This is a genomic window from Enterobacter sp. BNK-29 (assembly GCF_048684785.1).
Lineage (GTDB): Bacteria > Pseudomonadota > Gammaproteobacteria > Enterobacterales > Enterobacteriaceae > Enterobacter > Enterobacter cloacae_M.
The window spans coordinates 1,521,769-1,545,196 of sequence record NZ_JBLQTU010000001.1; the positions used below are offsets into that span (position 1 = coordinate 1,521,769).

The 23,428-nt window shown below is 54.1% G+C and carries 28 protein-coding genes and 1 tRNA gene; 11 read left to right on the top strand and 18 right to left on the bottom strand.

Translation table 11 applies throughout. The features are described from left to right. Positions 1–58: 58 nt before the first annotated feature. From ACMGGX_RS07215 to rlmE, 6 genes are all read right to left on the bottom strand, one after another. Positions 59–145: transfer RNA gene (locus tag ACMGGX_RS07215), tRNA-Leu, on the bottom strand. Positions 146–154: 9 nt separating this feature from the next. Then, positions 155–487 carry a preprotein translocase subunit SecG gene (secG, locus tag ACMGGX_RS07220; protein ID WP_054829684.1) on the bottom strand — a complete coding sequence of 111 codons (333 nt, stop codon included), beginning with the start codon at positions 485–487 and terminating at the stop codon, positions 155–157. 223 nt (positions 488–710) lie between these two features. Further along, positions 711–2,048: a phosphoglucosamine mutase gene (gene glmM / locus ACMGGX_RS07225; RefSeq protein WP_023309339.1), complete on the bottom strand. Its 1,338-nt coding sequence runs from the start codon at positions 2,046–2,048 to the stop codon at positions 711–713. Further along, positions 2,041–2,889, bottom strand: a complete 849-nt coding sequence (folP, locus tag ACMGGX_RS07230; protein WP_348561694.1) for a dihydropteroate synthase — start codon at positions 2,887–2,889, stop codon at positions 2,041–2,043. The genes glmM and folP overlap by 8 nt, the downstream gene beginning before the upstream one ends. Positions 2,890–2,987: 98 nt before the next feature. Then, a complete protein-coding gene (ftsH, locus tag ACMGGX_RS07235; RefSeq protein WP_029739626.1) occupies positions 2,988–4,922 on the bottom strand; it encodes an ATP-dependent zinc metalloprotease FtsH in 1,935 nt (644 codons plus the stop codon). 102 nt (positions 4,923–5,024) lie between these two features. Beyond that, positions 5,025–5,651, bottom strand: a complete 627-nt coding sequence (rlmE, locus tag ACMGGX_RS07240) for a 23S rRNA (uridine(2552)-2'-O)-methyltransferase RlmE (protein ID WP_003861812.1) — start codon at positions 5,649–5,651, stop codon at positions 5,025–5,027. A 127-nt stretch (positions 5,652–5,778) separates the two neighbouring features. Between rlmE and yhbY the strand changes: the two genes are divergently transcribed. Continuing rightward, on the top strand, positions 5,779–6,072 hold the full coding sequence (yhbY, locus tag ACMGGX_RS07245; RefSeq protein ID WP_003861814.1) for a ribosome assembly RNA-binding protein YhbY: 294 nt from the start codon (positions 5,779–5,781) through the stop codon (positions 6,070–6,072). Between the two features lie 151 nt (positions 6,073–6,223). Here yhbY and greA read toward each other — a convergent pair whose 3' ends face one another. Next, a complete protein-coding gene (gene greA, locus ACMGGX_RS07250; RefSeq protein ID WP_014171793.1) occupies positions 6,224–6,700 on the bottom strand; it encodes a transcription elongation factor GreA in 477 nt (158 codons plus the stop codon). A gap of 228 nt (positions 6,701–6,928) precedes the next feature. On the opposite strand from greA, the gene dacB reads away from it, so the two are divergent. Genes dacB through pmrB form a run of 3 tightly spaced genes read left to right on the top strand, consistent with a single transcriptional unit; the run spans position 6,929 to position 10,067 of the window. Continuing rightward, the gene (gene dacB, locus ACMGGX_RS07255; RefSeq protein ID WP_032659718.1) at positions 6,929–8,362 is read left to right on the top strand and encodes a serine-type D-Ala-D-Ala carboxypeptidase; all 1,434 of its coding nucleotides are present in this window, start codon (positions 6,929–6,931) and stop codon (positions 8,360–8,362) included. Between the two features lie 2 nt (positions 8,363–8,364). After that, positions 8,365–9,027: a two-component system response regulator PmrA gene (gene pmrA / locus ACMGGX_RS07260; RefSeq protein ID WP_033146744.1), complete on the top strand. Its 663-nt coding sequence runs from the start codon at positions 8,365–8,367 to the stop codon at positions 9,025–9,027. Beyond that, positions 9,024–10,067 (top strand): two-component system sensor histidine kinase PmrB, encoded by a 1,044-nt coding sequence (pmrB, locus tag ACMGGX_RS07265; RefSeq protein WP_420298236.1) that lies wholly within the window; start codon positions 9,024–9,026, stop codon positions 10,065–10,067. Before pmrA ends, pmrB begins: the two co-directional genes overlap by 4 nt. Before the next feature lie 34 nt (positions 10,068–10,101). On the opposite strand, the gene cgtA is transcribed toward pmrB, so the two are convergent. The 4 genes from cgtA to rplU all read right to left on the bottom strand — a co-directional run bounded on the left by cgtA (position 10,102) and on the right by rplU (position 12,943). Further along, positions 10,102–11,277 (bottom strand): Obg family GTPase CgtA, encoded by a 1,176-nt coding sequence (gene cgtA, locus ACMGGX_RS07270; protein WP_023333597.1) that lies wholly within the window; start codon positions 11,275–11,277, stop codon positions 10,102–10,104. 15 nt (positions 11,278–11,292) lie between these two features. Then, positions 11,293–12,258 carry a DMT family transporter gene (locus ACMGGX_RS07275; RefSeq protein ID WP_023309346.1) on the bottom strand — a complete coding sequence of 322 codons (966 nt, stop codon included), beginning with the start codon at positions 12,256–12,258 and terminating at the stop codon, positions 11,293–11,295. A 96-nt stretch (positions 12,259–12,354) separates the two neighbouring features. Beyond that, a complete protein-coding gene (gene rpmA, locus ACMGGX_RS07280; RefSeq protein ID WP_004385076.1) occupies positions 12,355–12,612 on the bottom strand; it encodes a 50S ribosomal protein L27 in 258 nt (85 codons plus the stop codon). 19 nt (positions 12,613–12,631) lie between these two features. Beyond that, positions 12,632–12,943: a 50S ribosomal protein L21 gene (gene rplU, locus ACMGGX_RS07285; protein WP_003025032.1), complete on the bottom strand. Its 312-nt coding sequence runs from the start codon at positions 12,941–12,943 to the stop codon at positions 12,632–12,634. 257 nt (positions 12,944–13,200) lie between these two features. On the opposite strand from rplU, the gene ispB reads away from it, so the two are divergent. Both ispB and sfsB read left to right on the top strand, forming a co-directional pair. Beyond that, positions 13,201–14,172 (top strand): octaprenyl diphosphate synthase, encoded by a 972-nt coding sequence (gene ispB / locus ACMGGX_RS07290; protein WP_045355402.1) that lies wholly within the window; start codon positions 13,201–13,203, stop codon positions 14,170–14,172. Between the two features lie 229 nt (positions 14,173–14,401). Then, the gene (sfsB, locus tag ACMGGX_RS07295; RefSeq protein ID WP_023309348.1) at positions 14,402–14,689 is read left to right on the top strand and encodes a DNA-binding transcriptional regulator SfsB; all 288 of its coding nucleotides are present in this window, start codon (positions 14,402–14,404) and stop codon (positions 14,687–14,689) included. A gap of 60 nt (positions 14,690–14,749) precedes the next feature. Here the strand turns inward: sfsB and murA are convergent, their stop codons facing one another. From murA to mlaF, 7 genes are all read right to left on the bottom strand, one after another. Next, on the bottom strand, positions 14,750–16,009 hold the full coding sequence (gene murA / locus ACMGGX_RS07300) for a UDP-N-acetylglucosamine 1-carboxyvinyltransferase (protein ID WP_023309349.1): 1,260 nt from the start codon (positions 16,007–16,009) through the stop codon (positions 14,750–14,752). A 50-nt stretch (positions 16,010–16,059) separates the two neighbouring features. Further along, the gene (gene ibaG / locus ACMGGX_RS07305; RefSeq protein ID WP_008501458.1) at positions 16,060–16,314 is read right to left on the bottom strand and encodes a BolA family iron metabolism protein IbaG; all 255 of its coding nucleotides are present in this window, start codon (positions 16,312–16,314) and stop codon (positions 16,060–16,062) included. A gap of 126 nt (positions 16,315–16,440) precedes the next feature. Continuing rightward, on the bottom strand, positions 16,441–16,734 hold the full coding sequence (gene mlaB, locus ACMGGX_RS07310; RefSeq protein ID WP_348561692.1) for a lipid asymmetry maintenance protein MlaB: 294 nt from the start codon (positions 16,732–16,734) through the stop codon (positions 16,441–16,443). Continuing rightward, the gene (mlaC, locus tag ACMGGX_RS07315) at positions 16,734–17,369 is read right to left on the bottom strand and encodes a phospholipid-binding protein MlaC (RefSeq protein WP_029739617.1); all 636 of its coding nucleotides are present in this window, start codon (positions 17,367–17,369) and stop codon (positions 16,734–16,736) included. The genes mlaB and mlaC overlap by 1 nt, the downstream gene beginning before the upstream one ends. A gap of 18 nt (positions 17,370–17,387) precedes the next feature. Continuing rightward, on the bottom strand, positions 17,388–17,936 hold the full coding sequence (mlaD, locus tag ACMGGX_RS07320) for an outer membrane lipid asymmetry maintenance protein MlaD (RefSeq protein WP_023309352.1): 549 nt from the start codon (positions 17,934–17,936) through the stop codon (positions 17,388–17,390). 4 nt (positions 17,937–17,940) lie between these two features. Continuing rightward, positions 17,941–18,723 (bottom strand): lipid asymmetry maintenance ABC transporter permease subunit MlaE, encoded by a 783-nt coding sequence (gene mlaE, locus ACMGGX_RS07325; RefSeq protein WP_023333605.1) that lies wholly within the window; start codon positions 18,721–18,723, stop codon positions 17,941–17,943. Positions 18,724–18,730: 7 nt separating this feature from the next. Continuing rightward, the gene (gene mlaF, locus ACMGGX_RS07330) at positions 18,731–19,543 is read right to left on the bottom strand and encodes a phospholipid ABC transporter ATP-binding protein MlaF (RefSeq protein WP_023309353.1); all 813 of its coding nucleotides are present in this window, start codon (positions 19,541–19,543) and stop codon (positions 18,731–18,733) included. Between the two features lie 227 nt (positions 19,544–19,770). Between mlaF and ACMGGX_RS07335 the strand changes: the two genes are divergently transcribed. The 5 genes from ACMGGX_RS07335 to lptA are packed head-to-tail and all read left to right on the top strand — an operon-like array spanning position 19,771 to position 23,424. Next, entirely contained in the window at positions 19,771–20,748 is a 978-nt protein-coding gene (locus ACMGGX_RS07335) for a calcium/sodium antiporter (RefSeq protein ID WP_023309354.1), read from the top strand. Positions 20,749–20,761: 13 nt separating this feature from the next. Continuing rightward, the gene (gene kdsD / locus ACMGGX_RS07340) at positions 20,762–21,748 is read left to right on the top strand and encodes an arabinose-5-phosphate isomerase KdsD (protein ID WP_023333606.1); all 987 of its coding nucleotides are present in this window, start codon (positions 20,762–20,764) and stop codon (positions 21,746–21,748) included. A 14-nt stretch (positions 21,749–21,762) separates the two neighbouring features. Then, entirely contained in the window at positions 21,763–22,329 is a 567-nt protein-coding gene (gene kdsC / locus ACMGGX_RS07345; RefSeq protein WP_023309356.1) for a 3-deoxy-manno-octulosonate-8-phosphatase KdsC, read from the top strand. Then, positions 22,326–22,901, top strand: a complete 576-nt coding sequence (gene lptC, locus ACMGGX_RS07350; protein WP_023309357.1) for an LPS export ABC transporter periplasmic protein LptC — start codon at positions 22,326–22,328, stop codon at positions 22,899–22,901. Before kdsC ends, lptC begins: the two co-directional genes overlap by 4 nt. Further along, positions 22,870–23,424: a lipopolysaccharide ABC transporter substrate-binding protein LptA gene (gene lptA / locus ACMGGX_RS07355; RefSeq protein ID WP_023309358.1), complete on the top strand. Its 555-nt coding sequence runs from the start codon at positions 22,870–22,872 to the stop codon at positions 23,422–23,424. Before lptC ends, lptA begins: the two co-directional genes overlap by 32 nt. The last annotated feature ends 4 nt before the right edge of the window (positions 23,425–23,428 follow it).

Here is a 23,428-nt window from a genome sequence, read left to right on the forward strand (position 1 = left end):
ATCTCAGAATATGCAGACGAAAAAAAAGACGCCTTTCGACGTCTTTCTTCTGGAATATTGGTACCGAGGATGGGACTCGAACCCACAAGCCCGTTAGGGCACTACCACCTCAAGGTAGCGTGTCTACCAATTCCACCACCTCGGTACAGAATACTTAGTGCGGGATATCGCTGGCTGGCTTAGCCGGTGCAGCTGGCTGAGTCTGCTCAGTTTTCGCTGGCGCGCTCAGATTTTCCCACTCGCTTCCTTTGCTGGTCTTGTTGCTGTTGATATTACCAAGCACCAGACTGATGATGAAGAACAGCGTAGCCAGAATCGCCGTTGTGCGGGTCATGAAGTTCGCAGAACCACTTGAACCGAACAGCGTACCGGAAGCGCCTGCTCCGAAGGAGGCTCCCATATCAGCGCCTTTACCTTGCTGCAGCATAATCAGCGCTACGAGAGCGATGGCTACAATAAGGAAAACAACTAAAAGAGCTTCGTACATAATCAACCTGTTCCTTGCGGATTTGCCGCATACCAATGCTTCGACCAATTAGCAGGATTTTTGTTTCCCACTGAAGCGGGTGTGAATACTAACCAAAGCGAATGACCTTCGCAAGGGCATTTTTGACGCATTGTATCAACTGCGGAAAAAAACAGCAAAAAGCCATTAATTGCTTAAAACAAAGGCGACAAAAGCCGCCTTTTTATACATTTAGCGTGCACAATTATGCAGCTTTCACAGCGTCCGCAATACGGTGTGCAAATTCGGTTACCTGCGCTTCGTCTTCACCTTCCACCATCACGCGGATCAGCGGTTCAGTACCGGACTTACGCAGCAGCACGCGCCCACGATTGCCCAGGGCCGCTTCAACGTCAGCCATCACCGCTTTGACGTTCTCGTTTTCAAGCGGATCGCCTTTACCGGCAGTGAAGCGTACGTTAACCAGGATCTGTGGGAACATTTTCATCCCGCTGCACAGATCGTGCAGGCTCATATGGTTGCGCGCCATCGCGGCAACCACCTGCAGCGCGGCCACGATACCGTCACCGGTGGTGGTTTTATCGAGCAGGATCACGTGACCCGAGTTTTCTGCACCGATGCGCCAGCCCTTCTCCTGCAGTTTTTCCAGCACATAGCGGTCACCGACTTTCGCGCGGACAAACGGAATACCGAGCTGTTTCAGCGCCAGTTCCAGGCCCATGTTACTCATCAGCGTGCCCACCGCACCGCCGCGCAGCTGGCCCTGACGCAGGCCCTCACGAGCAATGATGTAGAGGATCTGATCGCCGTCGACCTTGTTACCTTCGTGGTCGACCATGATAACGCGGTCACCGTCGCCGTCCAGCGCAATGCCCAGGTCGGCTTTCTCTGCCAGAACACGCGCCTGCAGGGCACGAACGTCAGTTGCCCCCACCTGCTCATTAATGTTCAGACCATCCGGCTCGCAGCCAATGGTGATGACTTTCGCACCCAGTTCGCGGAAGACATTGGGGGCGATGTGATAGGTTGCGCCGTTTGCACAGTCCACCACAATTTTGAGGTGAGCCAGGCTTAGCTCATTCGGGAAGGTGCCTTTGCAGAATTCGATATAACGGCCCGCCGCATCAACGATACGGTTCGCTTTACCCAGCTCTGCGGAATCAACGCAGGTGATCTCTTTTTCCATTTCGGCTTCAATAGCTTCTTCCACGTCATCCGGGAGCTTGGTGCCGTCAATGGAGAAGAATTTAATGCCGTTGTCGTAGAACGGGTTGTGAGAAGCTGAGATAACAATCCCCGCTTCCGCACGGAAGGTGCGCGTCAGATACGCGACAGCAGGCGTTGGCATTGGGCCCGTAAAGGACGCGGACAGTCCAGCCGCCGCCAGACCCGCTTCCAGCGCTGACTCCAGCATATAGCCGGAAATACGGGTGTCTTTACCGATAATGATCTTACGGGAACCATGACGCGCCAGCACTTTGCCAGCAGCCCAGCCGAGCTTCAGGACAAAATCAGGGGTGATGGGAGCATCGCCTACACGCCCACGGATACCATCGGTACCAAAATACTTACGATTACTCATAGCGTTTGTTTTCCTTCGCTGCCAGTGTGGCTTCCACCACACGCATGGCTTCTACTGTTTCTTTGACGTCATGGACACGAATAATGTGCGCGCCCTGCATCGCCGCAATCACCGCGCAGGCCAGGCTGCCGCTCAGGCGTTCGCTCGGCCCCACGTTCAGCAACTGCCCAATCATCGACTTTCTCGACATCCCCACCAGCAGCGGCAGGTTAAAGTGATGGAATTCCGATAAGCGCGCAAGCAACGCATAATTGTGGGAGAGATTTTTACCGAAACCGAACCCCGGGTCGAGCAACAATTTCTCTTTTGGGATACCTGCACGTTCACAGCGCGCAATATGCTCAATAAAGAAGCGATTCACATCGGCAAAGACATCGTCATACCTCGGTGCTTCCTGCATGGTTTTTGGTTGGCCCTGCATGTGCATCAGGCATACCGGTAATCCCGTCTCTGCCGCAGCTTCCAGTGCGCCGGGCTCAGTGAGCGAGCGAATATCATTGATAATGTGAGCGCCCACTCTCGCCACTTCACGAATCACTTCGGGTTTAGAGGTATCAACGGAGATCCACACTTCAAACCGCTGCGCGATAGCTTCAACCACCGGCACCACGCGCGCCAGCTCTTCTTCCACAGACACGTCCGCCGCACCAGGACGCGTCGATTCACCGCCAACGTCAATGATGGTGGCACCCGCATTAATCATTAAATTCGCGTGCTTAACCGCCTCGATAAGCGTGTTATGCGTGCCGCCGTCAGAGAAAGAGTCAGGGGTAACATTCAGGATCCCCATCACATGGGGATGTGAAAGATCGAGATGCGAGTCCTGAGCGAATAATTTCATGGCGAAATCCCTGGTATCTATATCGTTAAACAGAAATGAAAAACCCCGGAGCAAGCTCCAGGGTTTGAGTTACAGACAAACGCTTCAACAGCAGTGGCTTACTTATCGCCCAACTGTTCTGACATGGTGTTGCCCGGGTTTGGCGTACGCGGTTCATCAACCGGACGCGGCGCACGCGGGGTGCCATTGTTGTCAGAATTATTGGAAGCGCCTGGGTCTTCCCAGCCCGCTGGCGGACGCACTTCACGGCGCGCCATCAGGTCGTCAATCTGCGGTGCATCGATGGTCTCATATTTCATGAGCGCATCTTTCATCGAATGCAGGATGTCCATATTGTCGGTCAGGATCTGGCGTGCACGTGCGTAGTTACGCTCTACCAGAGATTTTACTTCCTGGTCGATGATACGAGCCGTCTCATCGGACATATGTTTCGCTTTAGCCACAGAACGGCCCAGGAATACTTCACCCTCTTCCTCTGCATACAGCAGCGGACCGAGTTTGTCGGAGAAGCCCCACTGCGTCACCATGTTACGCGCCAGGTTTGTCGCAACTTTGATGTCGTTGGACGCACCGGTAGAAACATGTTCCACACCGTAGATAATCTCTTCTGCCAGACGACCGCCGTACAGGGTCGAAATCTGGCTTTCCAGCTTCTGACGGCTGGCGCTGATCGCGTCGCCTTCAGGCAGGAAGAAGGTCACACCCAGCGCACGACCACGCGGAATAATCGTCACTTTATGCACCGGATCGTGTTCCGGCACGAGGCGACCGATAATCGCGTGACCCGCTTCGTGGTATGCCGTGGACTCTTTCTGCGCTTCCGTCATCACCATAGAGCGACGTTCCGCACCCATCATGATTTTGTCTTTCGCTTTCTCGAACTCCACCATCGATACGACGCGCTTGTTACCGCGAGCGGCAAACAGAGCTGCTTCGTTGACCAGGTTCGCCAGGTCAGCACCGGAGAAGCCCGGGGTACCGCGCGCAATGATTGCCGCGTCGATATCCGGCGCCAGCGGTACGCGACGCATGTGAACTTTCAGAATCTGTTCACGGCCGCGAACGTCCGGCAGACCCACAACAACCTGACGGTCGAAACGGCCTGGACGCAGCAGCGCGGGGTCAAGTACGTCCGGACGGTTAGTCGCCGCGATAACGATGATACCTTCGTTACCTTCGAAGCCGTCCATCTCAACCAGCATCTGGTTCAGCGTCTGTTCACGTTCATCGTGACCACCGCCCAGGCCTGCGCCACGCTGGCGGCCTACGGCGTCGATTTCATCGATGAAGATAATGCACGGTGCTGCCTTCTTGGCCTGCTCGAACATGTCACGCACACGAGATGCACCGACACCCACGAACATTTCGACGAAGTCAGAACCTGAAATAGTAAAGAACGGCACCTTCGCTTCACCTGCGATGGCTTTCGCCAGCAGGGTTTTACCGGTACCCGGAGGGCCAACCATCAGCACGCCTTTCGGGATCTTACCGCCCAGTTTCTGGAAACGGCTCGGTTCACGCAGGTATTCAACCAGTTCGCCCACTTCTTCTTTCGCTTCGTCACAACCGGCGACGTCAGCGAAAGTAGTCTTGATCTGGTCTTCCGTCAGCATACGCGCCTTGCTCTTACCGAACGACATGGCACCTTTGCCACCGCCGCCCTGCATCTGGCGCATAAAGAAGATCCAGACGCCGATAAGAAGCAGCATCGGGAACCAGGAAATGAAGATAGAAGCCAGCAGGCTTGGTTCTTCTGGCGGCTCACCTACCACCTTGACGTTTTTGGTCAGAAGGTTATCAAGCAGCTTAGGATCGTTCACCGGGATGTAAGTCGTGTAACGGTTACTATCTTTCTTGGTAACGTTGATCTCACGTCCGTTGATACGCGCTTCGCGAACCTGGTCCTGATTGACCTCCTGCAGGAAGGTAGAATAATCCACCTTGCGGCCATTCGACTCGCTGGGCCCAAAGCTCTGGAATACTGACATCAGCACAACGGCAATGACCAGCCAGAGTATTAGGTTTTTCGCCATGTCACTCAAGGGATTAACCTCATATTACAACTGTGTTAAAAACAGCGTCAGGATACTCTATATCCAGTTTCATTCAAACTTTCGCCTGAAATCCACCGGTTATCATTTTCGCCCGGTCGCTACAATATACACTTCTCGGGAACGGGCCCGGGAAGAGTCCGGCTTACGAACTTTAACCTTCGCAAACAGGGAGCGAATTTCCTTAAGATACTCCTCGAAACCTTCGCCCTGAAACACCTTCACAACAAAACTACCACCAGGCGCTAGTACATCACGACACATTTCTAACGCTAGCTCCACCAGATACATGGCGCGGGGGATATCCACCGCCGGTGTTCCGCACATATTTGGTGCCATATCTGACATGACAACCTGGACCTTACTATCACCTACACGATCAAGTAACGCTTTCAGCACTAATTCATCACGAAAGTCGCCCTGAAGGAAGTCGACACCGACGATGGGATCCATTGGTAAAAGATCGCACGCGATGATTCGGCCCGTTCCGCCGATCTGCGTTACCGCATACTGGGACCATCCGCCAGGTGCAGCACCGAGGTCAACAACCGTCATCCCCGGCTTAAAAAGTTTGTCACTTTGCTGTATTTCATCAAGTTTAAACCAGGCACGGGAACGTAACCCCTTTTTCTGTGCCTGTTGAACATATTTATCGCTAAAGTGTTCCTGAAGCCAGCGGCTGGAGCTGGCAGAACGCTTTTTACCTGTCATTTAACATTTCCGTCCTGGTTCATCGTTACCTGCCTGTGACGTAAATTTCTACGCAGCTATTTGGCGATATAAGGGAGATGGCGGTAGAATGAACCGTTTTCAATCCCAACGTAAGCAAAAATATACGATGAATCTGAGTACTAAACAAAAACAGCACCTTAAAGGTCTGGCACATCCGCTCAAGCCTGTAGTGATGCTTGGCAACAATGGTTTGACCGAAGGGGTGCTTGCCGAGATTGAACAAGCGCTGGAACACCACGAGCTGATCAAGGTGAAAATCGCCTCTGAAGACAGAGACACTAAAAACCTGATCGTGGAAGCCATCGTGCGCGAAACCGGCGCCTGTAATGTACAGGTCATCGGTAAAACGCTGGTGCTCTACCGCCCATCTAAAGAGCGTAAAATCTCGCTGCCACGCTAAGGATATCCTGAATCAAACACATTTTCTGTGTGAAACGAGGGATTTCTGTCAGCAGGCGAGCAAAATGCCATGCTCCTTGAGTTGATAAAAGGCCGCTATGCGGCCTTTTTCTTTTCTTTACAATGTATCAACATCTTAGTAGAGATGCGAATTACAGGTATTCAACCTTGATAATTTCGTATTCCACTTCACCGCCAGGGGTGCGGATGGTGACAACATCGTCCTGCTCTTTGCCAATCAGGCCGCGAGCAATCGGGGAGTTCACTGAAATCAGGTTCTGTTTGAAGTCTGCTTCATCATCACCCACGATGCGATAGGTCTGCTCTTCGTCGTTGTCCAGGTTCAGCACGGTCACGGTAGAACCAAAGATCACACGCCCGTTGTTAGGCATTTTGGTGATATCAATAACCTGTGCATTGGACAGTTTTGCTTCGATATCTTTAATACGCCCTTCACAGAAGCCCTGCTGCTCACGCGCGGCGTGGTATTCAGCGTTCTCTTTCAGGTCGCCATGCTCGCGCGCATCCGCGATAGCGGCGATGATTTCAGGGCGACGCACGGATTTCAGGAAATCCAGCTCTTCGCGCAGTTTTTCGGCACCACGTAAGGTCATCGGAATAGCTTGCATTTGTTATACCTCTTAAACATTCCTGTTGGGAGCAGTGTTCCCTGCTCCTGCCCCCCTAAGCGGGCAAGAAGCAAAAAGAAAACCGACCCGGGAGCAATGCCCCAGGTCAGCAGCAATTTTTCAATTTGATATGCATTTTACCGCGAAGTTCACTATGGGTCATCGTTTACTTTGCAGTGCCATGCACCGTAGTATGACGGTTTGTTTTCGGGTTGTTAGCGCGAGATTATGCGATTTTCCAGATTTATCATCGGATTGACTACCAGTATAACGTTCACCGCCCAGGCCGCGAATGTTGATGAGTATATTAATCAGCTCCCCGCAGGCGCGAACCTTGCACTGATGGTGCAGAAGGTTGGCGCACAGGCTCCCGAGATTGACTATCACAGTCAACAGATGGCGCTGCCTGCCAGTACCCAAAAGGTGATCACTGCCCTCGCCGCCCTGCTCCAGCTCGGTCCTGACTTCCGTTTTACGACCACACTCGAGACCAAAGGTAACGTTGAGGGTGGCGAACTGAAAGGCGATCTTATCGCCCGCTTTGGCGGGGATCCGACCTTTAAGCGCCAGGATATCCGCAATATGGTTGCGGTACTGAAAAAATCTGGCGTACAGAAAATTGATGGCAATGTGCTGATCGACACGTCCATCTTTGCCAGCCACGATAAAGCCCCAGGCTGGCCGTGGAACGACATGACCCAATGTTTTAGCGCCCCCCCCGCCGCCGCGATTGTTGACCGTAACTGCTTCTCGGTTTCGCTTTACAGCGCGCCAAAGCCAGATGATTTAGCGTTTATCCGCATAGCGTCCTACTACCCGGTCACAATGTTTAGCCAGGTCCGCACGCTGGCGAAAGGCTCCCCGGATGCGCAATATTGTGAGCTGGACGTCGTGCCGGGCGATCTTAACCGCTTCACGCTTACCGGCTGCCTGACGCAGCGCGCCGATCCGCTGCCGCTGGCCTTTGCGATACAGGATGGTGCAAGCTATGCGGGTGCCATTCTGAAAGATGAACTGAAACAAGCGGGCATAACCTACACCGGCACGCTGCTTCGCCAGACGCAGGTCAACCAGCCCGGCACGGTCATCGCCAGCAAACAGTCTCCGCCGCTGCACGATTTACTGCGAATCATGCTGAAAAAGTCGGACAACATGATTGCCGACACCGTGTTCCGCATGATTGGCCACGCGCGTTTCGGCGTGCCGGGCACCTGGCGCGCGGGTTCAGACGCCGTTCGTCAGATCCTGCGCCAGCAGGCCGGGATCGAGCTGGGTAATACCATCGCCGTCGATGGATCCGGATTATCGCGTCATAATTTGATCTCTCCGGCCACGATGATGCAGGTGCTTCAGTACATTGCACAGCATGACACTGAGCTAAACTTTATTTCAATGCTGCCGTTGGCCGGGCATGACGGTTCGCTGCAGTATCGCGCCGGGCTTCACGCTGCCGGCGTGGATGGCAAAGTATCCGCTAAAACTGGCTCGCTGCAGGGGGTTTACAACCTTGCAGGCTTCATCACTACCGCCAGCGGACAACGCATGGCATTCGTGCAGTATCTTTCCGGCTATGCCGTCGAACCGACCGACCAGCGCAATCGCCGTATTCCGCTTGTTCGCTTCGAAAGCAGGCTTTATAAGGACATCTACCAGAATAACTAGCGATGAAACTACTCATAGTTGAAGACGATCTGTTATTGCAGGAAGGGCTGGCGCTGGGGCTGGCCAATGAAGGGTATGCCCTTGACTGTGCTGGCACCGCAGCGGAGGCGGACGCTCTGATCCAGAGCGGCGAATACAGTCTGGTGATCCTCGATTTGGGCTTGCCTGATAAAGACGGCGCCACGCTGCTCAGCCAGTGGCGACGCCGCGGTATCGCCAACCCGGTGTTGATCCTGACGGCACGCGATGCCATTGAGGATCGTATCACCGGCCTTGATGCAGGCGCAGATGATTACCTGGTGAAGCCTTTTGCGCTTGCGGAGCTGCAGGCGCGAGTGCGGGCGTTGATTCGCCGCTATCAGGGCCATAGTGATAACTTACTGACCGACGGCGATATTACGCTGAATCTGCAAACCCAGCAGGTACTGCGCCGTGATCAGGCCGTAGAGGTGACGCCAAAAGAGTTCGCCCTGCTTACGCGTCTGATCATGCGCAGCGGGCAAACGGTGCACAGAGAAACGCTCCAGCAGGATATCTACTCCTGGCAGGACGACCCGGGGTCAAATACCCTTGAAGTTCACATTCACAACCTGCGTCGCAAGCTCGGCAAGGACAGAATCAAAACCGTCCGTGGCGTTGGCTATCGCCTTGAGAGCCAGAAATGAACAGCATGCGTCGGCGTTTGATGGTGCTGCTGGCGGTTATTCTCTTATTTTTCCAGCTGATAAGCGTCATCTGGCTGTGGCATGAAAGCCGTGAGCAGATTGGTTTTCTGGTGAATGAAACGCTGTCGGCAAAAGCCCGCAATAACCATGTCGAAAAAGAGATCCGCGAGGCGATCGCTTCCCTTCTCGTCCCTTCTCTGGTGATGGTCGGTTTCACACTCCTGTTTTCATTCTGGGCGGTCACCTGGATAACCCGACCGCTGAATAAACTGCGTGACAGCCTGGCTAACCGTTCGGCGGATAACTTAACTCCGCTTCCTATGTATTCCGACATGGAAGAAATAGGCGCGGTGACAACCTCCCTGAACCAGCTGCTCGCCCGGCTGGACAATACTATTCAGCAGGAGCGTCTCTTCACCGCTGACGCCGCACACGAGCTTCGAACGCCCCTTGCCGGTATCCGGCTTCATCTGGAGCTTATGGCGCAGTCAGGCGCACCACAGGCTGCGACGTTAATTAGCCGTATCGATCAGCTCATGCATACCGTTGAGCAGCTGCTGATGCTGGCCCGTGCCGGACAGGCAATGGCCAGCGGACACTACGAAACCGTGAGCTGGACTGAAAATATCATTGAACCTCTCGGCCTGGGCCATGAAGCCAAAGAGCATACGGTGATTTGGCCTGCTAAAAGCGCGCTCACGGTTCAGGGAGACGCAGTGCTCCTGCGTCTGATGCTGCGCAACCTGCTGGAGAATGCCGGGCGCTACAGCCCGGCAGGGACAACGATTACAGTGACATTAACCGGGGTCGACGGGGGAACGCAGATTAGCGTGATCGATCAGGGGCCCGGTATTGATGACGCGCACCGACAGTCAATTACCGAGCCATTCCGCCGTCTTGACCAGCGCTACGGTGGCAGCGGTCTGGGCCTGAGTATTGTGCAGCGCATCGTGCAGCTCCACCACGGCAGGTTGACGCTTGAGAATGGCGCTGAAGGTGGTTTGATCGCCAGCTGCTGGCTACCCGCAACGCTGGAATAAAAAAGGCCCCCATAATGGGGGCTTTGGACAGATATTAGTGCTTGTAGATGAACTCGACGCCTTCTTCGTCGTCTTCATCCCAGTCATCGTCCCAGTCTTCATCATCTTCTTCAGCTTCCAGTTCTTCGAGCTGCTGACGGTGGTAGTCATCCCACATGAATTCGACTTTTTCAGGCTGCTTCGCTTCTTCCGCCTGAACAATTGGGTTCTCAATGATGAAGGTCATCACATCCCAGCACAGATCTTTCACGCCAACCTGGCTTGCCGCAGAGATCAGGTAATATTTATCTTCCCAGCCCATAGCTTCAGCAATCGCTTTAGCTTTCGCTTCCGCTTCGGCTTTGTCCATCAGGTCGATCTTGTTGAAGACCAGCCAGCGTGGTTTATTCGCCAGTTTTTCGCTGTATTTTTCCAGCTCACCGATGATGATGCGGGCGTTTTCAACCGGATCGGAACCGTCGATAGGATCGATATCGATAAGGTGCAGCAGCACGCGGCAACGCTCAAGGTGTTTCAGGAAGCGAATACCCAGACCCGCGCCTTCCGCAGCGCCTTCAATCAGACCCGGAATATCGGCAACCACAAAGCTCTTCTCGTTATCCATACGGACAACGCCCAGGCTTGGTACCAGCGTGGTAAACGGATAGTCCGCCACTTTTGGTTTCGCCGCAGAAACGGCGCGAATGAACGTCGATTTACCGGCGTTTGGCATACCCAGCATGCCCACGTCTGCCAGAAGCATCAGCTCCAGCTGCAGATCGCGCTTATCACCCGGCGTACCCATCGTTTTCTGACGCGGAGTACGGTTAACGGAGGATTTGAAACGGCTGTTACCCAGACCGTGCCAGCCGCCTTTCGCCACCATCAGGCGCTGACCGTGTTTGGTCATGTCACCCATGGTTTCACCGGTTCCCTGGTCAATCACACGCGTACCGACCGGAACTTTAATGGTGACGTCTTTACCGCGTTTCCCGGTACAGTCACGGCTCTGGCCGTTCTGGCCGCGCTCGGCGCGGAAGGATTTTTCGAAACGGTAGTCGATCAGCGTGTTGAGGTTCTCATCCGCCTCCAGCCACACGTCACCACCATCCCCGCCGTCGCCGCCGTCAGGACCGCCACGTGGGATATACTTTTCACGGCGGAAGCTCACGCAACCATTGCCGCCATCACCAGCCACGACCAGGATCGTCGCTTCATCAACAAACTTCATTTTACTCTCCGTAACTCATTCGCCTGAGCGGGGGACTACTACAACCGCTTCATTTTTGCGCCAACGTCCCCAAAGACGATGACCAATGGCGGAATACATCGCGCCCGCAACCACGACAAACGCACCGAGATAACCCAACAGGTTGAGCATCGGTCTGACGAAGACATCGGGCCAGGCCATTGATAACAAATCTGAAAATAACAGCGTAAACAGCGGAGTAAGCGTAATTAACGCGCTCACCTGTGCTGCCTGCCAGCGCGCCATCGCTTCGGCCAGCGCGCCATAACCGACCAGCGTGTTCAGCCCACAAAAAATGAGGCACGCCAGTTGCCAGTCGCTAAGCTGGGAAATCACACCCGGCTTGGCTAATGGCAGCAATGCTATTGTACACAAAGTGTACAATAAAAAGAGGATCTGCTGTGAGGCAAGACGACGCAATAACACCTTTTGTGCGACGCCATAGCTCACCCAGACCGTTGCTGCCCCCACACCAAAAATCACACCCCATGTGTAATCCGTCAGGCGGGTGAAAATCTCTATCAGACTGGTGTTGAAGAACATCACCAGACCGCACAGCAGCATGCTCGCCCCGATAATCTGCGTACCTCGCATCTTCTCCTTGAGGATAAAGACGCTGGCGACCATCATGCCCACCGGTGAAAGCTGACCTATCACCTGCGACGCCGTGGGGCTGAGATATTGCAGGGAAGAGCTGAACAGGATGAAGTTACCGAACAGACCGCCCGTCGCGATAGCCAGCAATACCAGCCAGCGCGGTTTGCGGAAAAGCCGCAAGGGTGGAAGCTTACCTTTGATAGCCAGAATGGCCCCGAGGCCGATGCTTGCCATCAGAAAGCGATAAAAGACCACCGTAGGCGGCTCCATCACTTCCAGTACCTGCTTCATTGCAATTGGCAGCGCACCCCAGCACATTGCGGTAGTGAGCGCCAAAAGAATACCAATGCCGGCCTGCTGCTTCATGCCCGTTTTCCCTACAGAAAAAATTACCGGGTTTCCAATGTAAAAAGCCCCGCAACAGGTTGCGGGGCTTTAATCCGTTACCGGACCGAGAAAACCTTACTCAGCAACGATGCTGATGTATTTACGGTTGTTCGGGCCTTTAACTTCAAATTTCACTTTACCGTCTGCTTTAGCAAACAGAGTGTGGTCACGACCGCAACCTACGTTGTTGCCAGCGTGGAATTTGGTACCACGTTGACGAACGATGATGCTACCCGCCAGAACGGATTCGCCACCGAAACGCTTAACGCCAAGGCGTTTAGCTTCTGAATCGCGACCGTTACGTGTGGAGCCGCCAGCCTTTTTATGTGCCATTTAAATCTCTCCTCAGGTCTTAGGCGCTGATGCCAGTAATTTTCACATCAGTGAACCACTGACGGTGGCCCTGCTGCTTACGGTAGTGCTTACGACGACGAAACTTAACGATTTTAACTTTCTCGCCACGACCGTGTGCAACAACTTCAGCTTTGATAACGCCGCCATCAACGAAAGGAACGCCGATTTTGACTTCTTCACCGTTTGCGATCATCAGAACTTCTGCGAACTCAACAGATTCGCCAGTTGCGATGTCCAGCTTTTCCAGGCGAACGGTCTGACCTTCGCTTACTCGGTGTTGTTTACCACCACTTTGGAAAACCGCGTACATATAAACTCCGCTTCCGCGCACGTCCTCGTATGAATCAGAGTGCGCTATAAATATTCACAATAGGGCGCGAATATTACGCAAAACGCGAGCCTTTGACAAGTGCTACCGTCAATACATGAAGAAAAAAAACACAACACGTACGGTAACGTTTATCTGTGCCGTTTTTTCAGTACAATCAGCACTACTATTGATAAACCGAAACCCTTCGTTACCCCATTGAAGATGGGATCAACAGGATAAAAAGCCCGGCTTTTGCGATGAATTTAGAAAAAATCAACGAGTTAACCGCGCAAGATATGGCGGGTGTGAATGCAGCAATCCTGGAGCAACTCAACTCTGACGTTCAGCTGATCAATCAGTTGGGCTATTACATCGTCAGCGGCGGCGGTAAACGCATTCGTCCGATGATTGCCATTCTGGCTGCCAGAGCCGTTGGCTATCAGGGAAATGCTCACATCACTATCGCAGCGCTCATCGAATTTATTCACACGGCCACGCTTCTGCATGACGATGTTGTGGATGAATCGGATATGCGTCGTGGCAAAGCCACGGCAAACGCCGCTTTCGGAAACGCAGCCAGCGTCCTGGTGGGGGATTTTATCTATACCCGTGCCTTCCAGATGATGACCAGCCTGGGCTCACTGAAAGTGCTGGAAGTGATGTCCGAAGCCGTAAACGTCATTGCTGAAGGCGAAGTGCTGCAGCTGATGAACGTCAACGACCCTGACATTACCGAAGAAAACTACATGCGCGTCATCTACAGCAAAACTGCGCGCCTGTTTGAAGCGGCTGCCCAGTGTTCCGGCATTCTTGCTGACTGTACCGAAGCACAGGAAAAAGGCCTGCAGGACTATGGCCGCTATCTGGGTACGGCATTCCAGCTGATTGATGATTTGCTGGACTACAGTGCGGACGGCGAGACGCTCGGCAAAAACGTGGGCGATGACCTGAACGAAGGCAAACCAACTCTGCCGCTGCTTCATGCTATGCGCAATGGAACAGCCGACCAGGCGAAAATGATCCGTGAAGCGATTGAGCAGGGAAATGGCCGCCATCTTCTGGAACCTGTCCTGGAAACCATGGCTATCTGCGGATCGCTGGAATGGACGCGTCAGCGTGCGGAAGAAGAAGCCGACAAAGCCATCGAAGCGCTTCAGGTCATTCCAGACAGCCCATGGCGCGATGCACTGATTGGTCTTGCCCACATCGCCGTTCAGCGCGACCGTTAATCCCCTTGTTTCTCCCCGCAGCGATAGCGGGGAGATTCCAGTACACACCTGTAAATTCCGTGTTCATGTAAATTCATCGGTTTAGAGACCGCATGAATAAAGCCGTGTCTTATTCTGAATATCCCTTCAAGTAACGCGAACTTTTTAGAACAAGAAGTTGAAATGGGTATAGTAACCGCGTCGTTTCAGAAGAAACGGCGTAGGTGAATCCGAACTTAAGGACGGCGTTATGGATACGAAATTTATCGACTGGCACACGGCTGATATTATTGCCGCACTGCGCAAAAGAGGCACTTCACTGGCAGCAGAGTCCCGCCGCCATGGACTGAGTTCTTCAACTCTGGCAAACGCCCTCACCCGCCCCTGGCCCAAGGGAGAATTAATTATCGCGACGGCGCTGGATACGCATCCGTGGGTAATTTGGCCTTCGCGCTACCACGATCCCATTACCCATGAATTTATCGACAGATCGCGCATGATTCGCCAGAGAAAGGTAAAAAGAGAACCGCAGGAATAACGCGTTTTTGACAGGAACAGCAACCCCCCGGTCATTGCTGGCAGGGGGCTGCCGGAACGATTACTCGCCCTTCACACGCTCGATGTTGGCACCCAGCGCGCGCAGTTTATCTTCGATACGCTCATAACCACGATCGATGTGATAGATACGGTCCACGATGGTTGTGCCTTCCGCGATACAACCCGCCAGCACCAGGCTTGCAGACGCACGCAGATCGGTTGCCATCACCTGAGCACCTGACAGTTTCTCAACGCCGTGGCAGATCACGGTATTGCTTTCGATCTCAGCATGCGCGCCCATACGGATCAGCTCCGGTACGTGCATAAAGCGGTTCTCGAAAATGGTTTCTGTGATGAAGCCAGTGCCTTCGGCAACCAGGTTCAACAGGGTGAACTGTGCCTGCATGTCCGTAGGGAACGCCGGATGCGGCGCCGTACGCACATTGACCGCTTTTGGACGCTGCCCGTGCATATCAAGACTGATCCAGTCTTCGCCGATTTCGATATCCGCACCCGCATCGCGCAGTTTCGCCAGCACCGCATCCAGGGTATCTGGCTGCGCGTTGCGACAAACAATCTTCCCGCCAGAAATCGCCGCAGCGACCAGGAAGGTACCGGTTTCGATACGGTCCGGCAGTACGCGATAGACACCGCCGCCCAGACGCTCAACGCCTTCGATGGTGATACGGTCGGTACCCTGACCGGAAATCTTCGCCCCCAGCGCCACGAGGAAATTGGCGGTATCCACAATTTCCGGTTCGCGCGCGGCGTTTTCGATGATGGTAGTACCTTCTGCCAGCGTCGCCGCAGACATAATGGTGACCGTTGCGCCCACGCTCACTTTGTCCATGACGATGTGCGCGCCTTTCAGACGACCATTAACGGACGCTTTAACGTAACCTTCTTCCAGCTTGATCTCGGCGCCCAGTTTTTCCAGACCAAAGATGTGCAGGTCAACCGGACGCGCACCGATGGCGCAGCCGCCCGGCAGAGAGACCTGACCCTGACCAAAACGCGCTACCAGCGGGCCAAGCGCCCAGATGGATGCACGCATGGTTTTCACCAGATCGTAAGGGGCTGAGAAGTTGTTCACCTTGCTGGCGTCGATCCAGACGGAACCGTTACGCTCAACTTTCGTGCCCAGCTGGGTGAGCAGCTTCATGGTGGTGTCGATATCTTTCAGCTTCGGTACGTTCTGAATTTCTACCGGCTCTTCAGCCAGCAGCGCAGCAAAGAGGATTGGCAGCGCGGCGTTTTTAGCGCCAGAAATTGTGACTTCGCCCTGGAGACGCGTTGGCCCCTGTACACGAAATTTATCCATTGTGTGCTCTCTTATAAATTCAACCGTGCTGCGGGCCTGTCGCCCTCAGCTCAAAAACCGTTTAGTTTGCGATCGCGTGCCCACTCTTGCGGGGTGAACGCTTTAATCGACAGGGCGTGGATGCGGTTATCCGCAATATATTCCATCAGCGGCGCGTACACAGCCTGCTGTTTCTTCACGCGGCTCATACCGTCGAACATCTCACCCACAGCAATAACCTGGAAGTGACTGCCATCGCCAGTGACGTGGGCTTCCTGAAGGGAGAGTGCATTCATCAGCACTGTCTGGATTTCATGATTTTCCATGGGCTCTTAATCATCTGATAGTGAAAACAAGCCCAACATCTTAGAGCAAAGTGGCGTTGTCTTAAACAAGCAAAAAGCCCCGACGATGAAACAGTCAGGGCTTTCGGAAGTAACGCACTGAAAATATTAACGAGGCAGTACGTCCTGAGGGAGATTGTAGAGCTGCGCAAGGGTCACGACATTATCGCTCGCGCCGTGAAGCGTGACGCTTGTCCCCTGCTTTTTCCCCACGGCAACCAGATGGGCAAGCAGCGCAACACCCGCCGTATCCACCCGCGTAACGTCGGTTAAGTCGATACGCGTCACGCCCTGCATCGCTTCGTGGCGTTTGTCCCACAGTGGGTTCAGCAGATCCTGATCCAGTTCACCGGACAGCTTTAATGTCTCGCCTTCACGCGACCAGCTGAGTTGCTGTGACATTACTTCTTCTCGTCCAGGGTAATTTTCTGGCGAGAGATAGACTGCAGCTGAGCGGTCAGGCCATCAATGCCTTTGGTGCGCAGCAGGTCGCTCCATTCGTTCTGTTTGGTGGTGATCATGCTTACCCCTTCGGCAATCATGTCATACGCCTGCCAGTGACCGGTCTGGCTGTTTTTACGCCACTGGAAATCCAGACGAACCGGCGGACGACCGTTAGGATCGATGATCGTCACACGGATAGGGACGATAGTCGCATCGCCCAGCGGCTGCTCAGGCGCAATCTGATAGGTCTGGCCGTGGTACATCGCCAGCGCCTGGCCATAAGCCTGTTTCAGGTATTCACGGAACGCGGCAAAGTAGGCATCACGCTGCGCAGGGGTCGCGTCTTTGTAATAACGTCCCAGCACCAGCGCACCCGCATATTTAATCTGCACATACGGCAGCAGCTCCTGGTCAACAACTTCACGCAGATAATCAGGATTAGCACGAATTTTAGGCTGTTCGTTTTTAAGACGGTCGAAGGTCTTTTTCGCCGCTTCGTCCATCAGTTTGTACGGGTTACTCTGATCCGCAGCGTGGGCGGCGGTTAGAGGGGCGATGACCAGCATGGCAACCATTAACAGTCGTTTAAACATGAATGACTTCTCCTGATATTAATTCGCAGCACCTGGCGTCGGTGCGACGTCGGTATGATCTTCGCTCTGCGCTGGGGCAGCGTCGGATTTTTTCTCATCCCCTTTACTGCTGTAAAGGAACTGACCAATCATATCCTCCAGCACCATCGCGGATTTCGTATCCTGAATGACGCTACCGTCTTTAAGGATAGTCGTTCCCAGCTCGGGATCTTCAAAGCCGACGTTAAGCGCCAGATATTGTTCGCCCAGCAGGCCGGAAGTGCGGATAGAAAGGGAGCTGGTGTCCGGGATATGGTTGTAACGCTCTTCGATATCCATCGCGACGCGTGGCAGATAGGTTTTCTCATCAAGCGTAATGTCAGATACGCGTCCGATCACCACGCCGCCGATGCGAACCGGTGAACGCGCCTTCAGCCCGCCGATGTTATCGAAGGTGGCGTAGATGCGATACGTCGGCTCGGTGCGCACAGACGTGATATCCGCCGCTCTCAGGCAGATAAACAGCGCGGCCAGCAGCGCCAGCAGCAGGAATACACCGACCCAAATTTCATTTTTTCTCGTTTGCATGAACTCAATTCCCAAACATCAGTGCGGTGAGCACAAAATCCAGACCCAGTACGGCCAGCGACGAATGTACGACTGTACGTGTTGTTGCACGGCTAATGCCCGCCGACGTCGGGATAGCATCGTAACCATTGAACAATGCAATCCAGGTGACCGTAATGGCAAATACCACGCTTTTAATCAGGCAGTTAACTAGATCCATCCGCAGGTCGATGGCGTCCTGCATCGCGGACCAGAAGAAACCGGCGTCAATGCCTTTCCAGTGCACGCCAACCAGCGAACCGCCCCAGATACCCACGGCGACAAACAGAATAGTCAGTAACGGTAAAGAGATCACCCCAGCCCAGAAACGCGGCGAGATCACGCGACGCAGCGGATCGACCGCCATCATCTCCATGCTGGAGAGCTGCTCGGTCGCACGCATCAGGCCAATTTCAGCCGTTAATGCCGACCCCGCACGCCCGGCGAACAGCAGCGCCGCCACAACCGGCCCCAGCTCGCGCAGCAGCGAGAGCGCCACCAGCATCCCAAGGCTGGTTTCCGCACTGTAGGTTGTCAGAACAAGATAGCCCTGTAGTCCAAGCACCATACCGATAAACAGACCGGAAACAATGATGATGAGCATTGACAGCACGGCGACATTATAAAGCTGCCGCACCAGCAGCGGTGCGTGCTTGCGGAATTCCGGCTTGCCGACCAGCGCGTTGAATAACATCAATCCGGCGCGCCCGAACGTCCTGATGGTTTTTATGCCACGGTGTCCGAGAGCGGCCAACGCATTTAACAGCATGAGTGGCTTAACTCCCTATTCCCAGTAAATCGTCACGATAGTCGCCCGCCGGGTAGCGGAACGGCACGGGGCCATCGGCAATACCGTCGAGGAACTGCCGCACGCGCGGATCGCAATTTTCCTGCAGCGCCTGAGCGCTGCCGTGTGCGACGATCTTTTTGTCCGCCACAATATAGGCGTAATCGGCAATGCTCAATACTTCAGGTACGTCGTGAGATACCACAATGCAGGTGACGCCAAGCGCGCTGTTCAGTTCAGAGATGAGCTTCACCAGCACGCCCATCGTGATGGGATCCTGTCCAACAAACGGTTCGTCGAACATGATTAAATCAGGTTCTAATGCAATGGCTCGCGCCAGCGCGGCGCGGCGCGCCATCCCGCCGGACAGTTCCGAAGGCATCAGCTTCGCGGCGCCCCGCAAACCGACGGCTTCGAGCTTCATCATCACCGTGCTTTTCAGCAGTTCAGGCGGCAGGCTGGTATGCTCGCGCAGCGGATAGGCCACGTTATCAAAGACATTCATGTCGGTGAACAAGGCTCCCGACTGAAAGAGCATGCTCATGCGTTTGCGGACAGTATACAGACGCGAGCGTGACATCTCCGGGATGTTTTCGCCATCGAAGAGGATTTCACCGCGATCGGGTGGGATTTGCCCACCAATGAGGCGCAGCAAGGTCGTTTTACCGATCCCGGACGGCCCCATGATGGCAGTGATCTTGCCACGCGGTACGGTCAATGAAATATCATCAAATATCAATCTGTTGGCGCGAGAAAAACTCACGCCGCGAACATCGACTAAATTCGCCATCGTTTGGCTCATTTATGGTTCCTTTATTACCCTGCTCACGTTAAGGCATGCCGCCTGAATCAGCCCTCAACTCTGCATTTTTACAGAATAATAGCCGTTGAGGTTAGCGAAAGCTGGCATTTGTTTTACTTTTCCGGCGCATAAAGTCAAAATTAGGAATTCGTTACGCCTCAGACTGTATGCAGTCCAGCCATTCCCGTGCGATGGACCGACGAGTATACCTGAAGAAAGGACTTTTGATGCTTTTAGCAACAGCACTGTTAATAATTGGTTTACTTTTGGTGGTCTACAGTGCTGACCGTTTAGTGTTTGCAGCATCTATCCTGTGTCGCCTGACGGGCGTACCGCCTGTCGTCATCGGGATGACCGTTGTCAGTGTGGGAACGTCACTTCCTGAAATCATCGTCTCTGTCTCGGCATCGCTGCATGGTCAGTTAGACCTGGCAGTAGGTACCGCGATTGGCTCCAACATCGTCAATATACTCTTGATTTTGGGCCTGGCCGCACTGCTCCATCCATTTCGCGTGCATTCTGATGTTCTGCGCCGCGAATTGCCGCTAATGTTAATCGTAAGCCTGCTGGCAGGCTGCGTATTTTACGATGGTGTGCTGAGCTACAGCGACGGCATTTTCCTGCTGGCGCTGGCCGTTATTTGGCTGCTGTATAGTGTTAAAATCGCCCGTCTGGCTGAGAAGCAGGGTCAGGATAGCCTCACGCGGGAGCAGGTCGCCGAACTGCCGCGAGAAGGCACGCTGCCTGTTGCCCTGCTCTGGCTTGGCGTTGCGCTGATCATCATGCCGATGGCAACGCGCATGGTCGTGGATAACGCGACGGTGCTGGCGAACTATTTCGCCATCAGTGAACTGACCATCGGCCTGACGGTGATTGCCATCGGCACCAGCCTGCCGGAGCTGGCCACGGCCATTGCGGGGGCTCGTAAAGGTGAGGATGACATTGCCATAGGTAATATCATCGGTTCCAACATATTTAATATCGCCATTGTGATGGGCCTGCCGGCCCTGATTACGCCAGGGCCCTTTAATCCCCTGGCATTCTCACGCGACTACGGTGTGATGTTATTGGTCAGCGTGATATTTGCCCTGCTCTGCTGGCGGCGGCAACGACAGATCGGCAAAGGCGCAGGCGCGCTGCTGACGGGTGGATTTATCGTATGGATGGCGATGCTGTACTGGCTCTCGCCTCTTCTCTCTGGGTAAACGGAAACGCACTATGTCGCAAATAGAATTGCAGCCGGGTTTTGACTTTCAGAAAGCAGGCAAAGAGGTTCTGGAGATTGAACGTGAAGGTCTGGCGCAGTTAGATCAGTACATTAATCAGGATTTTAGTCTGGCATGTGAGAAGATGTTCTACTGTGCCGGCAAAGTCGTGGTGATGGGGATGGGTAAGTCCGGCCACATTGGACGCAAAATGGCGGCAACGTTTGCCAGCACCGGAACCTCTTCCTTCTTTGTACATCCGGGGGAAGCCGCGCACGGTGACCTGGGTATGGTCACGCCGCAGGATATCGTCATCGCCCTGTCCAACTCCGGGGAGTCCAATGAAATTCTGGCGCTGATCCCGGTACTGAAGCGACTGCAGGTGCCGCTTATTTGCATGACCAGCCGTCCGGAAAGCAGCATGGCGCGGGCGGCGGATATTCACCTGTGCGTGAAAGTGCCCAAGGAGGCCTGTCCGCTCGGCCTGGCGCCGACGTCCAGCACCACCGCCGCGCTAGTCATGGGTGATGCGCTTGCCGTCGCGCTGCTCGAAGCCCGCGGTTTTACGCCGGAGGATTTCGCGCTTTCCCACCCGGGCGGCGCGCTGGGGCGCAAGCTTCTGCTTCGGGTTAACGATATTATGCACACCGGGGATGAGATCCCTCACGTCAGTAAAGAAGCCTCCCTGCGTGATGCGCTGCTGGAAATCACCCGTAAGAATCTGGGTATGACGGTCGTGTGCGACGATCTGATGAAAATTCAGGGGATCTTCACCGATGGCGACCTGCGTCGCGTGTTCGACATGGGTGTAGATGTCCGCACGCTCGGCATTGCCGACGTGATGACGCCAGGCGGTATCCGCGTCCGTCCGGGTACGCTGGCGGTGGATGTGCTGAACCTGATGCAGTCCCGTCACATTACCTCAGTGATGGTTGCCGATGGCGACCAGTTGCTGGGTGTGGTACATATGCATGATCTGCTGCGCGCAGGCGTAGTGTAATGAAGGATAAGACAATGAGTAATGCGGGTGCATCCCTTGCAACCTGTTATGGACCGGTCAGCACCCAGATGATGGCGAAGGCGGAAAACATTCGTCTGCTCATCCTGGACGTGGATGGCGTACTTTCCGATGGCCTGATTTACATGGGAAATAATGGTGAAGAGCTGAAAGCGTTTAACGTTCGCGACGGCTACGGTATCCGCTGTGCGCTCACCTCGGGTATTGAGGTGGCTATCATCACCGGGCGAAAAGCTAAACTGGTAGAAGACCGCTGTGAAACCTTAGGAATTACCCATTTGTATCAGGGTCAATCCGATAAGATGGCTGCGTTTAAGGATTTACTGGGTAAACTGGCTATCGCACCGGAAAACGTGGCCTACGTCGGGGACGATCTGATTGACTGGCCCGTGATGGCTGAAGTCGGGCTGAGCATCGCCGTTGCCGATGCGCATCCGCTGCTGATCCCGCGCGCTGATTATGTCACCCACATCAACGGGGGCCGTGGTGCCGTACGTGAAGTCTGCGATCTGCTTTTGCTGGCGCAGGGCAAGCTTGATGAGGCCAAAGGGCAATCGATATGAGTAAAACCAGACGCTGGATTATCATTTTGCTTTCGCTTGTCGCACTGGTCTTGATTGGCGTGAACCTTGCCGATCGCGACGATACGCAAACGGAAGTGGTCAACAATAACGATCCAACCTATAAAAGCGATCACAGCGACACCGTGGTCTACAGCCCGGAAGGCGCGCTGAACTATCGCCTGATTGCCCAGCATGTTGAATATTTTTCAGATGACGGTATTTCGTGGTTTACCCAGCCTGTCATGACCACATTTGATAAGGACAAAGTGCCGACGTGGTCAATTAAGTCAGATCGGGCAAAACTGACAAATGACCGTATGCTTTATCTGTATGGTCACGTTGAAGTCAACGCCCTGACCGCTGACTCGCAACTGAGAAAAATTACGACGGATAATGCCCAGATTAACCTGGTAACCCAGGACGTGACCTCGCAGGATCTGGTCACACTGTATGGCACAACATTTAATTCCAGCGGTTTGAGAATGCGCGGGAACTTACGCAGCAAGAACGCCGAGCTGATTGAAAAGGTTAGAACCTCCTATGAAATTCAAAACAAACAAACTCAGCCTTAAAGTAATTATCGCCAGCGCGATGCTGGCGACCAGTCTCCCCGCGCTTGCTGTAACGGGCGATACCGACCAACCGATCCATATCGAGTCTGATACCCAGTCTCTCGATATGCAGGGCAACGTCGTCACCTTCACGGGTAACGTCGTCATGACTCAGGGCACCATCAAAATTAACGCCGACAAAGTGGTCGTGACCCGTCCGGGTGGCGAGCAGGGCAAAGAGATCATTGATGGTTACGGCAATCCGGCAACCTTCTACCAGATGCAGGACAACGGCAAGCCGGTGAAAGGCCACGCCTCGCATATGCACTACGAGCTGGCGAAGGATCTGGTCATCCTGACCGGAAATGCGTATCTGGAACAGCTGGACAGCAACATCACCGGCGACCAGATCACCTATCTGGTGAAAGAGCAAAAAATGCAGGCCTCCAGCGAGAAAGGCAAACGCGTCACGACCGTACTGGTTCCGTCGCAGCTGCAGGACAAAGGCAAAGGCCAGGCCCCGGCACAGAAGAAGAGTAACTAATTCG

Excerpts from the sequence above, each read along its gene's own strand:
- mlaF (WP_023309353.1), bottom strand. The coding sequence starts at position 19,543 with ATGAGCCAAACGATGGCGAATTTAGTCGATGTTCGCGGCGTGAGTTTT.
- pmrB (WP_420298236.1), top strand. The coding sequence starts at position 9,024 with ATGAACAGCATGCGTCGGCGTTTGATGGTGCTGCTGGCGGTTATTCTC.
- greA (WP_014171793.1), bottom strand. The coding sequence starts at position 6,700 with ATGCAAGCTATTCCGATGACCTTACGTGGTGCCGAAAAACTGCGCGAA.
- mlaD (WP_023309352.1), bottom strand. The coding sequence starts at position 17,936 with ATGCAAACGAGAAAAAATGAAATTTGGGTCGGTGTATTCCTGCTGCTG.
- secG (WP_054829684.1), bottom strand. The coding sequence starts at position 487 with ATGTACGAAGCTCTTTTAGTTGTTTTCCTTATTGTAGCCATCGCTCTC.
- sfsB (WP_023309348.1), top strand. The coding sequence starts at position 14,402 with ATGGATACGAAATTTATCGACTGGCACACGGCTGATATTATTGCCGCA.
- folP (WP_348561694.1), bottom strand. The coding sequence starts at position 2,889 with ATGAAATTATTCGCTCAGGACTCGCATCTCGATCTTTCACATCCCCAT.
- mlaE (WP_023333605.1), bottom strand. The coding sequence starts at position 18,723 with ATGCTGTTAAATGCGTTGGCCGCTCTCGGACACCGTGGCATAAAAACC.
- kdsC (WP_023309356.1), top strand. The coding sequence starts at position 21,763 with ATGAGTAATGCGGGTGCATCCCTTGCAACCTGTTATGGACCGGTCAGC.
- cgtA (WP_023333597.1), bottom strand. The coding sequence starts at position 11,277 with ATGAAGTTTGTTGATGAAGCGACGATCCTGGTCGTGGCTGGTGATGGC.
- lptA (WP_023309358.1), top strand. The coding sequence starts at position 22,870 with ATGAAATTCAAAACAAACAAACTCAGCCTTAAAGTAATTATCGCCAGC.
- murA (WP_023309349.1), bottom strand. The coding sequence starts at position 16,009 with ATGGATAAATTTCGTGTACAGGGGCCAACGCGTCTCCAGGGCGAAGTC.
- rplU (WP_003025032.1), bottom strand. The coding sequence starts at position 12,943 with ATGTACGCGGTTTTCCAAAGTGGTGGTAAACAACACCGAGTAAGCGAA.
- rpmA (WP_004385076.1), bottom strand. The coding sequence starts at position 12,612 with ATGGCACATAAAAAGGCTGGCGGCTCCACACGTAACGGTCGCGATTCA.
- pmrA (WP_033146744.1), top strand. The coding sequence starts at position 8,365 with ATGAAACTACTCATAGTTGAAGACGATCTGTTATTGCAGGAAGGGCTG.
- ACMGGX_RS07335 (WP_023309354.1), top strand. The coding sequence starts at position 19,771 with ATGCTTTTAGCAACAGCACTGTTAATAATTGGTTTACTTTTGGTGGTC.
- rlmE (WP_003861812.1), bottom strand. The coding sequence starts at position 5,651 with ATGACAGGTAAAAAGCGTTCTGCCAGCTCCAGCCGCTGGCTTCAGGAA.
- glmM (WP_023309339.1), bottom strand. The coding sequence starts at position 2,048 with ATGAGTAATCGTAAGTATTTTGGTACCGATGGTATCCGTGGGCGTGTA.
- ftsH (WP_029739626.1), bottom strand. The coding sequence starts at position 4,922 with ATGGCGAAAAACCTAATACTCTGGCTGGTCATTGCCGTTGTGCTGATG.
- ACMGGX_RS07275 (WP_023309346.1), bottom strand. The coding sequence starts at position 12,258 with ATGAAGCAGCAGGCCGGCATTGGTATTCTTTTGGCGCTCACTACCGCA.
- kdsD (WP_023333606.1), top strand. The coding sequence starts at position 20,762 with ATGTCGCAAATAGAATTGCAGCCGGGTTTTGACTTTCAGAAAGCAGGC.
- mlaB (WP_348561692.1), bottom strand. The coding sequence starts at position 16,734 with ATGTCACAGCAACTCAGCTGGTCGCGTGAAGGCGAGACATTAAAGCTG.
- yhbY (WP_003861814.1), top strand. The coding sequence starts at position 5,779 with ATGAATCTGAGTACTAAACAAAAACAGCACCTTAAAGGTCTGGCACAT.
- ibaG (WP_008501458.1), bottom strand. The coding sequence starts at position 16,314 with ATGGAAAATCATGAAATCCAGACAGTGCTGATGAATGCACTCTCCCTT.
- mlaC (WP_029739617.1), bottom strand. The coding sequence starts at position 17,369 with ATGTTTAAACGACTGTTAATGGTTGCCATGCTGGTCATCGCCCCTCTA.
- lptC (WP_023309357.1), top strand. The coding sequence starts at position 22,326 with ATGAGTAAAACCAGACGCTGGATTATCATTTTGCTTTCGCTTGTCGCA.
- ispB (WP_045355402.1), top strand. The coding sequence starts at position 13,201 with ATGAATTTAGAAAAAATCAACGAGTTAACCGCGCAAGATATGGCGGGT.
- dacB (WP_032659718.1), top strand. The coding sequence starts at position 6,929 with ATGCGATTTTCCAGATTTATCATCGGATTGACTACCAGTATAACGTTC.